Consider the following 15,472-nt stretch of genomic DNA (forward strand, 5'->3'; position numbering starts at 1 on the left):
CGCTTTAGCACACAATCTAAGAAAGAAAGTTGCCTAAAGAGGACAACTTTTTCTATTTTCCAAAATAATATACATTTTACCGAAATAAAAAATCCGCCTCAAATTTTGTTGTGAGACGGATTCTTTTTGTTTATTCTAATTATTCTTATCGAGATTATTTCTTTCTCAATACTTCGTTTTCAAATTTGACACCATTCCAACCGTTCTTCATAAATTGACGAATGTTGTTGTGGTCTGTTCCTTCTGGCGAATCTAATACAGCTTGATAATGTTCTGCAAATAATTTTAAGGTATCATCTTCCGAAAAATTATTCAATTTTGCGAACGCAAAAACTTTTGCACTTCCTTGGTTTTGATCAACAGCATTTTCCTGATTTCCATTTACAAATGCAGAAGCTGTATAAGTATAATTTTCTTCGATATGTGCGATAACATCAGCAAAATTTGCTTCGTTTTGGTTTAATTTTTCTAAAATCATTTTATCTTTTTGTCAAAAATAAGAACTTATTTCGAATACAATAAATCATTAAGTATGTTAAATTTTTTATGTCATCAAATTGTTAACGTATGTTTAACAACTTTCTGTCTATTAATTAATTAGATTTATAAGTATTAACCAAGTAAAAGTAAATTTTATGTTTGAAAGAAGGCAATTTAATTATGAAACGTCAAGTGTTGCGTTACGTAAACTTGCGGAAAAAGGATATCAAGAAGATTTTAATTTATTAGAAAGTGATTTGATTGATCATCCGCACGATTTTAGAATTATTTACATCTATCGTTACGAAGGAAATTCGAATCCTGAAGATGAATCAAGTGTTTACGGAATCGAAAAAATATCGACAGGAGAAAAAGGTGTTTTAGTTGCAGGTAATTTGGGATTTGTACAAACAAATTTAGCATCGATACTTATTCAATTAGAAATTGAAGGCAGAGGCAGAATTCTGAACAACTAAAAACAAAAGCATGAATCAACTACTAAATATTACCATTAAAATATAAAAAAGCGTTACCAAGAAAATTGATAACGCTTTTTTATATTTTTCGAATAAATTTTAAATTTCTAAAGAAAGTTAATCGTTTTCTGTTTTTAGTAATAGTCTATATTCAGAAAAACGATGCTCGCGAATAGGTCGTATAAAAGGTTCTGTTTTGAAATATAAAACTAAACATGGAGAAATATTTTTATATTTTTCTACAAATTCAAACGAAATTAATTCACCGTTCTTTATTCGTTGTTTTATTTTGTTGTGATAAGGATACATTTTCCTTTTTATAAAATATTATTTCGCTTTTCTACATAAAACCTTGAACGGAATAGAAAAAGCACTGTTATATTTTGATTTCAAACGACGAATATCTTTCGAAGCTGAAGCTCTTGTAAAATAATCTCCAACTAAAACGCGATAATCTGGTGAGAAATAAGCTGTTTGTGATGATAAGTCTGGATAAGAACGCGCAAATTCATTTCTTACCTTCTCTGCATCTTTTCTATCTTTCGAATAATAAATCTGAATTTTAAAACCATTCACTTGTGGTGTACCTGCGCAAGGATCATTAGATTGTATAACTGGTTTTTTCTCTGTCGGTTTCTTTACAGTAGTGGTATAACTACAAACAGCGTCTTCTTTTGCTTTTAATACATTATTTATTCTACTATCAATTTCCATATTCAATGTACCATTGTTGATAATTTGAACGGTATCAATTTTATCTTGAGCAAAAATGCAAGAAGAAAAAGTAATAAGGAATAAAAAGATAAATTTTTTCATAAGATGAAATTAATTTGTGCAAATATACTTTTTACAATTAAGTTATTAAATTTTATAGTCTTTTATTTTCCTACAACTAATATTGTTCCAATTTTTAAAATAAATTAAAAAAAGAATTTAGTTGAATATTATTGATTGACAATTTGAAAGAGTTTAAACTTTATATTTTTATATAGTTATGTTAAATGGGACTTTTTTTCAAGTTAATCATCTCTTATGTTGATTGAATAAATATTATTTATAGAGCTATATTTTTTAACAATTAATTTAGAATTGTTTTAAATTAAGCTCAATGATAAAGTTCAGTATATAAACTTTATGATTTTGTTAAGTATTGAAGCTATTTTTGCTGTTGTTAAGTGTTCAAATAAAAACGAGTTAAAAGAAACAACGAACTGAGATTATTTAAGTAAATGAAGGCAAGATTTCTAAAAAGAATACGTTTATGGAGCTGCGCGATAATACTATCGACGTTCTCCCTAGCAAATGCCCAAGATGCAGGAAAAGGTTACGAATTATTCGAAGCCAACTGTACTGCATGTCACCAGATTGATGGTAAATTAATTGGGCCGGAATTACGTAATGTTGAGAAACGCGTACAAGAAGAAGCTGGACTTGGAAAAGAGTGGTTACACGCTTGGATTAAGGACAACAAAGCTTTGCGTGAATCAGGAGATGCGTATGCAAACAAAATTTATGCTGATTACAATAACACTGAAATGTTAGCTTTCCCTAACTTATCAGAAGGTGATATTGATAATATTTTAGCATATACAGCTGATCCTGATGCAGGAGTTAAGGCTTTTGAAGAAGCTAAAGCTGCGAAAAAGAAAGAAGCCGCTGCGAAAAAAGCTGCTGAGGCTGCACAAGGAGGTGGAGCTAATTCAGGAGTAATTGCAGTAGGTTTTGTTGTTTTAGCGGTATTATTATTGTGGATCTTGGTTCGCGTTAATGCATTAGTTAAAGCAACTGCAACTGATGATTTAGATTCTAAAGAAGAAAAAGCTGCTTTTTCTTTCGCAAACTTCTTCCAAAAATACCAAAAAGTTGGAACAGTTGCAATTGCTGTATTAGCATTCTTTGCATTGTATAATGTTTATTGGGGATTAATGGGAATTGGTGTTGATAAAGGTTATGAACCGGAACAACCAATTTATTTCTCTCACAAAGTACACGCAGGTGTTCAGGGGATTGACTGTCAGTACTGTCACAGTTCTGCTAAATACGGTAAAGTGTCTGGAATTCCTTCACCAAACGTATGTATGAACTGTCACAAAACAATCAAAGAATACAAAGGAGATTACTTCGAAGAAGAATTAATCACTTCTGGTAAATTCGCTGATGAGGAAGCAGTTAAGAATTTCTATACAGGAGAAATCCAAAAAATGTATAAAGCTATTGGATGGAATCCAGAAACGAACAAATACGATGGTCCACAAAAACCAATCGAATGGGTACGTATCCACAATATGCCAGATTTCGTATTCTTTAGCCACGCACAACACGTTGTAGCTGGAGAGAAAGCGATTAAGAAAGCGATTAAAGATGGAACTATTCCAAATGCTAAAGAATTGAACATTGGATCAGGAGACCAAGTTTGTTTTGCATGTCACGGACGTGTTGATGAAATGAACGAAGTGAAAATGGCGAATGATTTCACAATGGGATGGTGTATCGAGTGTCACAGAACTACTGAGGTAGATATGGACAACGAGTATAACAAAGAATATTACGCAGAACTACACGAAAAACTGAAAAAACAGTACGGTGACGCAACTAAGATTACAGTTGATGCTATCGGAGGTTTAGAGTGTGGTAAATGTCATTATTAATATAAAAAAGAGAGGAGTATAAATGGCTTCGAAGAAAAATTACTGGAAAAGTTTTGAGGAGTTAACTGACAATACATTAAATGAAAAGTTAACTACCAACGAATTTGCAGAAGAAATTCCTGTAGATAATTTCTTAGGGAATGATAACGCCATGGAGAATAGTCAAACTTCACGACGTGACTTTTTGAAGATTTTAGGGTTCAGTACAGCTGCTGTTACTTTAGCAGCCTGTGAAGCTCCAATCGTAAAATCTGTTCCTTATGTAGTGAAACCAGAAAACATTATGCCTGGTGTACCTACTTATTATGCATCTACAATTTTTGATGGATACGATTACGCGAACGTATTAGTACGTACAAGAGAAGGTCGTCCTATTAGAATTGATGCAAACAAAGGCGCAAAATATTATGGTTCTACAAATGCACGTGTTCAGGCATCTGTATTATCATTATACGATTCTGATAAAATAAAATCACCTTTAACAAACGCAGGTGAAAACTTCAAAGCAACATCTTGGAAAGAGCTTGATGCCCGTGTAACAAAAGCATTAGCATCAGTAGGAGGGAAAAAAGTAGTTATTTTAACTTCATCTTTACCTTCACCAACAACTAAAAAGTTGATTGCTGAGTTTGCAACAAAATATCCAACAACTCAACACGTTGTTTATGATGCAATTTCTTCTACGAATGCATTAGACGCAGCGCAAGAAGTTTATGGAAAAAGAGAATTGCCATTCTACGATCTTAAGAATGCTGAATTAGTTGTTTCTTTCAACGCAGATTTCTTAGGTGATTATAATGGTGGTGGAATGGAAGGTGATTATGGTATTGCTCGTAAACCAGGAGCAAAAATGATGCGTCACATCCAAGTAGAATCTGTTTTATCTTTAACAGGAGCAAATGCTGATACACGTTATCCATTAAAACCAACTGATACTGAAAAAGTATTGGCTGAAGTTTATAATAAATTAGCAGGTGGTTCAGCTTCATCTAAAGAAGCATTAGCTATTGCTGCTGAATTAACAGCAAAAGGTTCTAAAGCGGTTGTTATGGCTGATGGTTCGAAAGAAGCATACGCAATTGCATACGCAATTAACCAATTGTTAGGATCAGCTGCAGTTTCTGATAAAGCTGTTTTATTAAAAGAGTCTAACGACGCTGTATTTAATCAATTTGTTGCAGAAGCTAAAGCTGGACAAGTTGGAGTTTTATTAAACTTCCAAACAAATCCAATTTACAATGCTAAAAATGCAAAAGAAATTGAAGCAGCTTTCAAAAACATTGGACTTAAAGTTGGTTTAGTTGAAAAATTAGACGAAACTGCATCAGTAATGGACGTTATTGCTCCAGTTACTCACGGTTTAGAGTCTTGGAATGATTTCAACCCATTAACAGGTGTTTATTCATTACAACAACCAACAATTCCACGTGTATTTGATTCTCGTCAATTCCAAGATTCATTAATCGCATGGATGACAGGAGTAACTAAAGTAACAGAAGTAGAAGATCCAAATGATCCAATTATGGTGATGGCGGTTTCTGCAACTAGACAAAAAGTTTCTCCATATTACTTATATGTAAAACAAAACTGGGAATCAGCTATTTTACCAAAATTAGGTGTAGATTTCAACAAAGCATTATACAATGGTTATAATGAAGCGACTGAAACTTCTACATTTACTGCTAACACTGGTGTTGCTGCAGCTGCTGCTACAAAATTAGCTGCTGGTAAAGCGACAGAATGGGAGATTCAATTCTATTCTAAAGCTGGTTTAGGAGATGGTACACAAGCAAACAATCCTTGGTTACAAGAATTACCAGATCCAATTACACGTAACTCTTGGGATAACTATTTAACAGTTAATCCAAATGATGCGGAAAAATTAGGAATCAAAATTCAAGATAACTACAACGTTACAAACGGAAGAATGCAATTTGACGGTGAGTATGTAAACTTAACTGTTAATGGAGTAGTTTTAGAAAATGTTCCAGTATTCATCCAACCAGGTCAAGCAATCGGAACTGTAGGTTTAGCTTTCGGTTACGGTCGTACAAAAGCTGGTAAAGTTGCAAATAATGTAGGGGTTAACGCTTTCGCATTATACACTGGTAATGTAGGTGCATCTAACGTTAAGATCGAAAAATCTTCTCGTTCAGATAAACACGAATTTGCTAACATGCAACAACAACCAACATTGATGGGACGTTACGAAATCGCAAGAGAAGTTTCTTTAGCAGATTTCATCAACACAGATCGTCAAGAATGGAATCCAGTTGCGAAGATGCCAACATGGAGAGGAGATTCTCCAGTAGGTGAAGTAGATTTATGGGCTAGTTTTGATCGTTCTACAGGGCCTCACTTCAATTTAACAATTGATATGAACTCTTGTACAGGATGTGGAGCGTGTGTAATTGCTTGTCAAGCAGAAAACAACGTGCCAACTGTTGGTAAAGAGCAAATGCGTATGTCGAGAGATATGTATTGGTTAAGAATCGACCGTTACTACTCTGATGTAACTTATAACGATCCTAATGGACGTTTAACTCAGAAAGTAGCGTTAGAATTAGATCCAGATAACGAGCCACAACAATATACACGTTTAATTAAGCCAGAGGCTGAAAATCCAGATGTGATTTTCCAACCATTAATGTGTCAACACTGTAACCACGCTCCTTGTGAGACTGTGTGTCCAGTAGGTGCAACATCTCATGGTCGTCAAGGTCAAAACATGATGGCTTATAACCGTTGTGTTGGTACTCGTTATTGTGCAAATAACTGTCCTTATAAAGTACGTCGTTTCAACTGGTTTAACTGGGCGAACAATGATAAATACGACTTCCACATGAACAATGATTTAGGTCGTATGGTACTTAACCCAGATGTTGTTGTACGTACACGAGGAGTAATTGAGAAATGTTCATTCTGTATCCAACAAACTCAAGCTGCAATCTTAAAAGCTAAGAAAGAGAACAGAGTAGTTAAAGACGAAGAGTTTATGGCTGCTGCTGCTTGTGCTGCTGCTTGTGGAACAGGTGCGATGAAATTTGGTGATATCAATGATGATAAATCTGAAGTAAGAGCAGCATCGAAAGATAAACGTTCTTATGTTTTATTAGAAGAAATTGGTACAAAACCAAACGTTATCTATCAAGTAAAAGTTAGAAACAGAAAAGAACAAGCTTAATTAAATTAGTAAAGAATTAATAAGGTAAACAAATATGTCACATTACGAATCACAGGTAAGAGAACCCCTTATTTTAGGACATAAAACCTACCACGATATCACAGTAGACATTGCTCGTCCAATTGAGACGCCAGCAAGTAAATTGTGGTGGACATGTTTCAGTATAGCAATGGTTGCATTCATCTTTGGTGTTGGAGCAATTGCTTATACAGTAGGAACTGGTATTGGTGTATGGGGATTGAATAGAACGATTAACTGGGGTTGGGATATCACCAACTTCGTATGGTGGGTAGGTATCGGTCACGCTGGTACGTTAATCTCAGCCGTTTTATTATTATTCCGTCAAAAATGGAGAATGTCGGTTAACCGTTCTGCGGAAGCCATGACAATCTTCGCCGTTGTACAGGCAGCGTTATTCCCTGTAATTCATATGGGTCGTCCATGGTTAATGTACTGGGTATTCCCAATTCCTAACCAATTTGGATCTTTATGGCCTAACTTTAACTCACCATTATTATGGGACGTATTCGCGATTTCTACGTATTTCTCTGTATCAACAGTTTTCTGGTTGATGGGATTAATTCCTGACTTCGCTATGGTACGTGACCGTGCAACAAAACCATTCGCTAAGAAAATCTACGGAATCTTATCATTCGGATGGGGTGGTGGAGCAAAACACTGGCAACGTTTCGAAGAGTTATCTTTGGTATTAGCTGGTTTATGTACACCGTTAGTATTCTCGGTACACACGATTGTATCTTTTGACTTCGCAACGTCGGTAATCAAAGGATGGCACTCAACAGTATATCCTCCATATTTCGTTGCTGGAGCTATTTTCTCTGGTTTCGCGATGGTACAAACATTATTAAGTGTAATGCGTAAAGTTTTACACTACGAAGATTATATCACACGTAAACACATCGAGTACATGAATATTGTAATCGTTGTAACAGGTGGTATGGTTGCAGTAGCATACTTAACAGAGTTATGGATCGCTTGGTATTCAGGATCTCGTTACGAAGACTTTACATACTTCTCTCCAGGAGCAGCAACAGGACCTTATTGGTGGGCATTCTGGGCGTTAATTATCTGTAACGTTTTAGTACCAGGATTATTATGGATTCGTCCAATCAGAAGAAACTTCTTCTGGACATTCGTTATCTCTATCGTAGTTAACATCGGTATGTGGTTCGAGCGTTTTGATATTATCGTTATCAACTTATCTCGTGACTATTTACCATCGAGCTGGACAATGTTTATGCCTTCATGGGTAGACGTAGGTATCTTCTTAGGTACTATGGGATTCTTTTCTGTGTTATACTTATTGTACGCACGTACATTCCCAGTTATTTCACAATCTGAATTAAAAACTATTTTGAAATCATCAGGCGAAAGCTATAAAAAACATCATACTGAAGATGAGCATCACGAACACTAAAATCGTTTATGGTCTTTACGGAGACGATGATGATTTATTAAAAGCAGTAAAATCTATTCGTAAACAAGGTATTACGATAGATGAAGTATATACACCTTTCCCTGTACACGGTTTAGATAAAGCCTTAGGATTAAAGAAAACTCGTATTTCTGACCTTGCTTTCTTCTACGGTGCATTTGGTACAACGTTAGCATCTTTGATGACATGGTTTATTATGAACCATGACTGGGCTCAAGATATTGGAGGGAAACCATCTTTTTCTTGGGGTGAGAATATGCCAGCTTTCGTTCCTATTATGTTCGAGTTGACAGTATTCTGTGCAGCGCACTTTATGTCATTAACATACTTAGTGCGTAACAAAATGTACCCAGGTGCTAAAGCTAAAAACCCAGATCCACGTACAACAGATGATAAATTCTTAATCGAAATCAGAACAGCTGATGTTGAGAAAATCAAAAATGTATTTGTAGAAACTGGTGCTGAAGAAGTAACTGTAAAAGGTGATGTAGTCGTAGAACCAAGTGTTAACAATTTAGTACAAGAAGCATAATGAAAAAGATAGCATTACTTATAGGATTAGGAAGTATTATTATCACTTCTTGTTCTGATAAAAAACGTCACGCAAGTATCGTATATATGCCAGATATGTATTATCCTACGGCATATGATCCTTATGAAAAGGCAACTTTTGGTTACCCTCATGACGAAGAAAACTCTGAAGTTCCTGTATTAAGTAAAAATCATAATATGTCTGCATTAGAATCTGTAGAAGGTGCTGTTGCAAGAACAGATGGTGATATTTTACCATGGACTTTCAAAAACAATAACGCTGGTTATGCACAAGCAAAAGCAGTAACTGTTTCTCCTTTGAATGCGGCTAACAAAGCTGCAGACTTAGAAAGAGGTAAGTTATTGTTTGGACAAAATTGTGCAGTTTGTCACGGTGAAGCTGGTGATGGACAAGGTTCAATTGTAAAATCTAAAGCTTATTCAGGTGTTCCTAATTATAGCGAAAGAGATGTTACAGTAGGTTCTGTTTATCATGTAATTATGTACGGAAAAAATGCGATGGGTTCTTACGCATCTCAATTGACTCCTGCAGACCGTTGGAGAGTTGCTGAATATGTAATGAGTTTGAAAGGTGCTACTACAGCTGCCGCTGCTCCTGCTGGAGACGCAACTGCTGAAGCAAAACCTGCAACAGAAACTGAAACAGCAACTAATAAATAATAAAATAAGTTAATTATTATGCAATATACATTTTCCCCAAGATTAAAAAATGCATCACTTATCTTAGCTGTTATAGGTGTTGTACTTTACGGGATAGGATTTTTCTTACATCAACAAGATGTTGCTAATTCAACTGAATATATTAACGGTTTGATTGAAGCTCACCCAACTCAATTTTTTGGTGACTACATTTCAGATTCTTATGCATCTATGAACACAGATCATGCTGGACACATGGAGCATTTGACAAATTTATTGAAAAACAGACCTTGGGCTGCTTTCTATGTACCAGCTTATTTATCGTTTGGTATTGCGGCATCTGCGTTGTTTTTCTTATGTATTCAATTCGTAGCTAACGCTGGTTGGTCTATAGTAGTATCTCGTGTTATGGAGGCTATCGCGTCATTTTTACCAGTTGGTTCTGTACTTGTAGCTATCATCGTTTTAGGATCTTATTTTCATATGAATCACTTATTCCACTGGATGGATGCTGATTTAATAAATCCTGATAGCGAGAAGTATGATATCTACATGGCAAACAAAGCTCAACTTTGGTTAAGCCCTAACTTCTGGTTAATACGTTGTGTTATTTACTTAGTAGTATTATCTTTAATGTTACCAGTAATTAAAAACGCAACACGCAAATTAGATGAGACAAACGGAGACTTAAAAGTGTACGCTCAATTGTACAAAAAATCAGTAATTTACTTAGTGATTTTCGCAATTTGTTCTGCAGCATTTGCTTGGGATTTCGTGATGTCTTTAGATCCACACTGGTTCTCTTCATTATTTATGTGGTACGGAATGGTTTCATACTTAGTTTCTGCGGTTTCTATTATGGCAATTATTTCTATCTACTTAAAAAGAAAGAACGCTTTACCATTATTCAATGATAACCACTTACACGATTTAACAAAATTCATGTTCGGTTTCTCATTATTATGGTCATACTTATGGTTCTGTCAATTCATGTTACAATGGTACGCAAACATTCCTGAGGAAGCTCAATACTTCCAACAACGTATGGCGCAATACCCATTATATTTCTGGATGTTGATTATTAACTTAGTAGCTCCATTCTTGATTTTAATTTCTTCAAGCATGAAACGTCGTTATCAAATCGTTTTCGCGATGGGATTTGTTATCATTTTTGGACACTACTGGGATTTCTACAACCAAATTATGCCAGCAGCTGTTGGACCATTCCACAACTTTGGTTTAATGGAAATTGGAGCATTAGTTGGAATCGGTGGATTATTTACATTCGTAGTTATGAATGCAGTTTCTAAATTAAACTTAGAAGCAAAAGGTCACCCTTACTTCCACGAATCAAAAATTTATGAATATCCTTTCTAATTAGAAAGATGTTATAAAATCTAAAAAGCTCGATGCATTTGCATCGAGCTTTTTTATTTGATTAATAATTGTAATATTCTTATTCTTGAATTGTTCTACGTTTTATTTCCAAATCAACCAAGAAATGATCGACATCGTCATCTGTTGATAAATTTCCAACCACGTAAACACCTTTATCTCCGTTTTGATTATTGATTATACCATAAACCGAAGATTCGTCATCAGGATCAGACATTCCTTCGTAACGATAAATACACACGATATCAAAGATTTCAGGAGCTTGTTTTAATTGATCTTTTTCGATATTATAGTCAATCGTAAAACCATTTTCTTTTAGTTCGTCTAAGGCTTCGTTTGTTGTTTTGTAGCGGTATTGGATTTTTTCTTTCATAATTTTAATAGTTTAATTATTGATTCTCAAATACTATTCCAATCAGTATATTCATTAAAATATAGTAAAGTATTTTTTGGTAAGGTTATTGTATTATCCCAAAGTGAATATAATGAATATGATTATGAAACTAATAGTATTAAAAAAAATTAACTTGATTGCGTTTTTTGCCCTCGCTGCTTTATTTTTGGTATCGTGTGATGGTTCTACAACTATATATGGATTAGAGCATCAGCATAAACACTAAAAGAAGTATAAGAAATATCCGAAGTACGAAGTAAGATATGATGACCATCGTAGCTTACCACCAGGTCAACACAAAAAAGTACACGGTGATAAATCTGCAAAACGATATGCACCAGGTCAACAAAAGAAAAATAATGGGAATTATTATAAAAAGAAAGGGCATCATAAACATCATAATGATTAAAAAAGAAAAGGATTGAACATTGTTCAATCCTTTTCTTTTTTAATATCTAAAAATTGTTTTACTCTACAACTTCCATTTCTACGTTTAATGTTCCCGCATTAATAGAACCTATAGAAGTAAACGCTGCTTTACTCAAATCCAATAAACGAGATTTTGTATGTGGTCCTCTATCGTTTATTTTTACAACAACAGATTTTCCGTTATTTGTATTGGTTACTTTGACTTTTGTACCGAATGGTAAAGTTTTGTGGGCTGCAGTTAAGTTATTTTTGTTATATAACTCGCCACTAGAAGTTTTTTTACCGTGAAATTTATCAGCATACCATGATACAATTCCACTTACTTTTTTTCCAGCTTTTTCAACAATTTCCGAAATCGCAGTGTTATCTGTTTTATTAAAATCTGAAAATTTATTGATTAAATTAAGTTTCAAATTTTTAGTTATAGTAACTGGTAACGGATTTTCTATTGAAAAGTTTGATTTTCCTTTAGCTTGAGCCATTGGGATAATCATCAGCATTACTAATAATGTTAAAATATTCTTTGTCATTCTTTAGTTCTTTCTGAATCTTTATCTAAAATAAGCATAATAGATTTTGTTTGTACATGCATAGTTTTTTCTAATGATTTTCAGAAAATAAAAGAGACCTAAATGTCTATGTTTAGTAGCTTTAGAAAGAATTGTTAACAATAAGTTAAAAATATAGTCACTTATTAAAATTTTTAAGAACTATTTGTAATTTTTATGTAAATATTTATTAGTCAGTTAGTTGTGATTTTAATCAGTAAATGTTAAATTAAATGACGCGATTAAGATGTTGATTTAAGATATTTTTTAATCCAGTAAAACGCATAATTTGTTGAAGAATTTGATTCGTTTCTTCAATTGATAATTCAGGATTTTTTGTTTGATGCATCAATTCTTTAATCATATTATCTATGTAAATAATTTTGAAGCGAAGTAAAACATCAAATAAATCTTTGTGCACAAATTCTTCTTTTTTCTTAATGTTGATGCCTTGTTTTACTGTCCAGTTTTCACTCAAATTATGTTTTTCCAACATCATTTCTGAAGCAAGCTGTACAATTTCTGGATTGGTTAATCGCGAAAAATAAGTTCCTGTTCGCAATTCATCATTTCTCAAACCAACTTTCACTTCTTCTAAAATAGATTGATAAAGTGGATTACTCAAACTCAACTCGTTTTCATCAAATTGAGAAATAATTTCTTGGTTAACCGTTGTTTTATATAGCTCGTTGTTCTCGTTCTTCAAATCAACTTCCAAATCACCAAATTGCATAATTAGCTTAATGATTTCATTTTCTACAGTTTGTTGAACATTAATTACTTCTTTTGTAGAAGCAACAACCGAAATAGAAGGTTTTTTCGTTCGCGAATTATCTGTAATATGAGAAGACGAAGAAGTTGATTTATCGGCAGAATTTTGCAATTGAGCCAATTCTTTGAACAAAACCTCTTCTCGAATTTCCATAATTTTAGAAGTTTCTGCAATGTAAACCTCCTGCTTGATAATATTCGGAATAAGTGAAATCGATTTGACAATTTCTCTAATTAATTCCGCTTTTTTGATAGGATCATTCTTCGCATCTTCCAACAAAACATTTGCCTTAAAACGAATGAAATCGGAGGCATTTTCTTTTATATACGCTTCGATTTCTGTTGTCGAATGTTTTTTCGCAAACGAATCCGGATCTTCGCCCTCTGGTAACAATAGAATTTTGACATTCATTTCTTGTTCCAAAATCATATCAATTCCGCGAAAAGAAGCTTTGATACCAGCATTATCGCCATCGTACATCACAATGATGTTCTCTGTCAAACGTTTTATCAAACGAATTTGCTCATTTGTAAGTGCTGTTCCAGAACTCGCCACCACATTTTGTATTCCAGCTTGATGCAGAGACAAAACATCTGTATAACCTTCAACCAAAAAACATTGATCGGCTTTTATAATGTGTTGCTTTGCCTGAAATAATCCGTAAAGCGTTTTACTTTTATGGTAAATTTTATTTTCGGGAGAGTTTAAATATTTAGCAGCTTTGGCATCATTTCGCAAAATTCGTCCACCAAAACCTAATGTTCTACCAGAAAAACTATAAATAGGAAACATAACACGTTCGCGAAACTTATCATATTTCTTATTATCTTCTTTGAAAGTTGCTAAACCAGCTTCTTCAATTAATTCTTTTGAATAACCATTTTTTAAGGCATATTCAGCAAAAGCATCCCATTGTTTTGGCGAATAACCAAGTTCAAATTTATCGATAGTTTCTTTGGTGAAACCACGTTCACGGAAATAACTCAGACCAATTAAATTTCCTTCTTCCGAATTATGCAATTGATTAGTGAAGAATTTCTTCGCAAAATCAGTCAAGATATATAAACTTTCGCGGTCTTTTTCTTCTTGTTGTTGCTCAAAAGTATATTCACCATCTTCTTCAATCTCGATGTTATAACGTTTTGCCAACCATCGCAACGCTTCTGGATAAGTAAATTGTTCAACTTCCATCAAAAAAGTCACAACATTTCCACCTCTTCCAGAAGAAAAATCTTTCCAGATTTGTTTGGCAGGTGAAACAACAAAAGAAGGTGTTTTTTCGTTCCCAAAAGGCGAGAGTCCTTTTAAGCTAGAACCTGCACGTTTTAGGGTAACAAAATCACCAACAACTTCTTCTACACGAGCTGTTTCGAAAATTATATCTATCGTTCTTTGAGAAATCAAATTGAATTATTTTTTAGAATTATGTAAACAAATTAATTCTCAAAATTAAAACAAATTCTTTACTTGGCTTCATCTTTTCAAAACCTTTGTAGAAATGTATTTTAACATTTTTGAGATTTGGTATGATATTCGTTTATTAGACTGAAACTTGAAATTAAATTTTATGAAATCAATAATTTTAAAAATATCTTTTTCAGCAATTTTAGCAACAGGATTCTTAACATCTTGTTCTACTGTTAATAACGTGATAGGTAATACTGAAAACACAAATAACAACTCTATTTTAGGAAAATGGGAGTTGAGCCAAATCAATTTTATGAAGGCAGGTTCTATTGCAGAAGCTTATCCAATGGGAACTCCTTACCTTAATTTTATTTCGAATAGTATGTTAAATGTTTCGGATGGTTGTAACACTTTGAATGGAGGAGTTACAATTTCTGGAAATGAAATTACATTTGGTAATATGATGTCTACGATGAAAGCTTGTCAAAATGTAGAAGATTCTAATTTCAGTTCAAAATTAAACGGAAAATTAAAATACTCTATTTCAGATAATAAATTATTATTAATTCAAGGAGATATTGTCATCATGACTTTTGTTCGTCCTGGCACCTTAGCTGGTTCTTGGGAATTAGAAGAATTTATTGGTAAAGATAGAAGTGCAAAATCATTAGATGATCGTTTTCCAAATCAAAAACCTACATTAACATTCCAAAATAACAAAGTTTCTGGTAATGATGGATGTAATAATTTGACAGGAGCTTATGTAGCGGTTGGCAATTCATTGACTGTAAATAACATCGCAACTACGCGTATGGCTTGTCAAGGAGTAGATTCTGATGCTTTTGGAGAGCGTTTTAACAATGTAAACAAATACGAAATTGTAGACGGAAAATTAGTTTTGTTTGCTAATGATGTTAAAACAATGGTTTTCAAGAAAAAATAATGAAATTCAATTCATAAATCATTGAATCCGTCTCACAACTGAGGCGGATTTTTTTTTTGTTATTATTGAGGGTTTTCGTATATTTATATCTGATAATCATACAGTTGTTTATGAATTTTAAGCATTACAATCAAAATCAGTTGGTTTTG

General features: G+C 33.6%; 13 protein-coding genes. 8 read left to right on the forward strand and 5 right to left on the reverse strand.

Translation table 11 applies throughout. The features are described from left to right. Positions 1-154: 154 nt before the first annotated feature. Complete coding sequence (locus tag G0Q09_RS13460; protein WP_219035257.1) at positions 155-478, reverse strand: HopJ type III effector protein; 324 nt, start codon at positions 476-478, stop codon at positions 155-157. 157 nt (positions 479-635) lie between these two features. Between G0Q09_RS13460 and G0Q09_RS13465 the strand changes: the two genes are divergently transcribed. Beyond that, positions 636-956: a hypothetical protein gene (locus G0Q09_RS13465; protein WP_219035258.1), complete on the forward strand. Its 321-nt coding sequence runs from the start codon at positions 636-638 to the stop codon at positions 954-956. Between the two features lie 327 nt (positions 957-1,283). Here the strand turns inward: G0Q09_RS13465 and G0Q09_RS13470 are convergent, their stop codons facing one another. After that, complete coding sequence (locus G0Q09_RS13470; protein WP_219035259.1) at positions 1,284-1,772, reverse strand: SPOR domain-containing protein; 489 nt, start codon at positions 1,770-1,772, stop codon at positions 1,284-1,286. Positions 1,773-2,185: 413 nt separating this feature from the next. Between G0Q09_RS13470 and G0Q09_RS13475 the strand changes: the two genes are divergently transcribed. From G0Q09_RS13475 to G0Q09_RS13500, 6 genes are read left to right on the forward strand one after another with little or no spacing between them, the layout of a single operon-like run. After that, the gene (locus G0Q09_RS13475; RefSeq protein WP_219035260.1) at positions 2,186-3,604 is read left to right on the forward strand and encodes a c-type cytochrome; all 1,419 of its coding nucleotides are present in this window, start codon (positions 2,186-2,188) and stop codon (positions 3,602-3,604) included. 22 nt (positions 3,605-3,626) lie between these two features. Continuing rightward, entirely contained in the window at positions 3,627-6,788 is a 3,162-nt protein-coding gene (locus G0Q09_RS13480; protein ID WP_114999473.1) for a TAT-variant-translocated molybdopterin oxidoreductase, read from the forward strand. Positions 6,789-6,822: 34 nt separating this feature from the next. After that, entirely contained in the window at positions 6,823-8,226 is a 1,404-nt protein-coding gene (nrfD, locus tag G0Q09_RS13485) for an NrfD/PsrC family molybdoenzyme membrane anchor subunit (RefSeq protein ID WP_038336919.1), read from the forward strand. Continuing rightward, on the forward strand, positions 8,207-8,776 hold the full coding sequence (locus tag G0Q09_RS13490; RefSeq protein WP_221627898.1) for a DUF3341 domain-containing protein: 570 nt from the start codon (positions 8,207-8,209) through the stop codon (positions 8,774-8,776). The genes nrfD and G0Q09_RS13490 overlap by 20 nt, the downstream gene beginning before the upstream one ends. Further along, entirely contained in the window at positions 8,776-9,456 is a 681-nt protein-coding gene (locus tag G0Q09_RS13495; RefSeq protein ID WP_219035261.1) for a c-type cytochrome, read from the forward strand. Before G0Q09_RS13490 ends, G0Q09_RS13495 begins: the two co-directional genes overlap by 1 nt. Positions 9,457-9,474: 18 nt before the next feature. Further along, entirely contained in the window at positions 9,475-10,812 is a 1,338-nt protein-coding gene (locus G0Q09_RS13500; RefSeq protein ID WP_219035262.1) for a hypothetical protein, read from the forward strand. A gap of 79 nt (positions 10,813-10,891) precedes the next feature. On the opposite strand, the gene G0Q09_RS13505 is transcribed toward G0Q09_RS13500, so the two are convergent. The 3 genes from G0Q09_RS13505 to dnaG all read right to left on the reverse strand — a co-directional run bounded on the left by G0Q09_RS13505 (position 10,892) and on the right by dnaG (position 14,377). Beyond that, the gene (locus G0Q09_RS13505) at positions 10,892-11,203 is read right to left on the reverse strand and encodes a hypothetical protein (RefSeq protein WP_180906125.1); all 312 of its coding nucleotides are present in this window, start codon (positions 11,201-11,203) and stop codon (positions 10,892-10,894) included. 488 nt (positions 11,204-11,691) lie between these two features. Then, a complete protein-coding gene (locus tag G0Q09_RS13510; RefSeq protein ID WP_219035263.1) occupies positions 11,692-12,183 on the reverse strand; it encodes a septal ring lytic transglycosylase RlpA family protein in 492 nt (163 codons plus the stop codon). Between the two features lie 247 nt (positions 12,184-12,430). Continuing rightward, complete coding sequence (dnaG, locus tag G0Q09_RS13515; RefSeq protein WP_125349737.1) at positions 12,431-14,377, reverse strand: DNA primase; 1,947 nt, start codon at positions 14,375-14,377, stop codon at positions 12,431-12,433. A gap of 163 nt (positions 14,378-14,540) precedes the next feature. Between dnaG and G0Q09_RS13520 the strand changes: the two genes are divergently transcribed. Beyond that, the gene (locus G0Q09_RS13520; RefSeq protein ID WP_219035264.1) at positions 14,541-15,323 is read left to right on the forward strand and encodes an META domain-containing protein; all 783 of its coding nucleotides are present in this window, start codon (positions 14,541-14,543) and stop codon (positions 15,321-15,323) included. Positions 15,324-15,472 lie beyond the last annotated feature (149 nt).

This window comes from Empedobacter falsenii, from assembly GCF_019308355.1.
In the GTDB taxonomy this organism is placed as follows: domain Bacteria; phylum Bacteroidota; class Bacteroidia; order Flavobacteriales; family Weeksellaceae; genus Empedobacter; species Empedobacter falsenii_B.

Excerpts from the sequence above, each read along its gene's own strand:
- G0Q09_RS13495 (WP_219035261.1), top strand. The coding sequence starts at position 8,776 with ATGAAAAAGATAGCATTACTTATAGGATTAGGAAGTATTATTATCACT.
- G0Q09_RS13490 (WP_221627898.1), top strand. The coding sequence starts at position 8,207 with ATGAGCATCACGAACACTAAAATCGTTTATGGTCTTTACGGAGACGAT.
- G0Q09_RS13480 (WP_114999473.1), top strand. The coding sequence starts at position 3,627 with ATGGCTTCGAAGAAAAATTACTGGAAAAGTTTTGAGGAGTTAACTGAC.
- G0Q09_RS13475 (WP_219035260.1), top strand. The coding sequence starts at position 2,186 with ATGAAGGCAAGATTTCTAAAAAGAATACGTTTATGGAGCTGCGCGATA.
- nrfD (WP_038336919.1), top strand. The coding sequence starts at position 6,823 with ATGTCACATTACGAATCACAGGTAAGAGAACCCCTTATTTTAGGACAT.
- G0Q09_RS13510 (WP_219035263.1), bottom strand. The coding sequence starts at position 12,183 with ATGACAAAGAATATTTTAACATTATTAGTAATGCTGATGATTATCCCA.
- G0Q09_RS13505 (WP_180906125.1), bottom strand. The coding sequence starts at position 11,203 with ATGAAAGAAAAAATCCAATACCGCTACAAAACAACAAACGAAGCCTTA.
- G0Q09_RS13470 (WP_219035259.1), bottom strand. The coding sequence starts at position 1,772 with ATGAAAAAATTTATCTTTTTATTCCTTATTACTTTTTCTTCTTGCATT.
- G0Q09_RS13460 (WP_219035257.1), bottom strand. The coding sequence starts at position 478 with ATGATTTTAGAAAAATTAAACCAAAACGAAGCAAATTTTGCTGATGTT.
- G0Q09_RS13465 (WP_219035258.1), top strand. The coding sequence starts at position 636 with ATGTTTGAAAGAAGGCAATTTAATTATGAAACGTCAAGTGTTGCGTTA.
- G0Q09_RS13520 (WP_219035264.1), top strand. The coding sequence starts at position 14,541 with ATGAAATCAATAATTTTAAAAATATCTTTTTCAGCAATTTTAGCAACA.
- G0Q09_RS13500 (WP_219035262.1), top strand. The coding sequence starts at position 9,475 with ATGCAATATACATTTTCCCCAAGATTAAAAAATGCATCACTTATCTTA.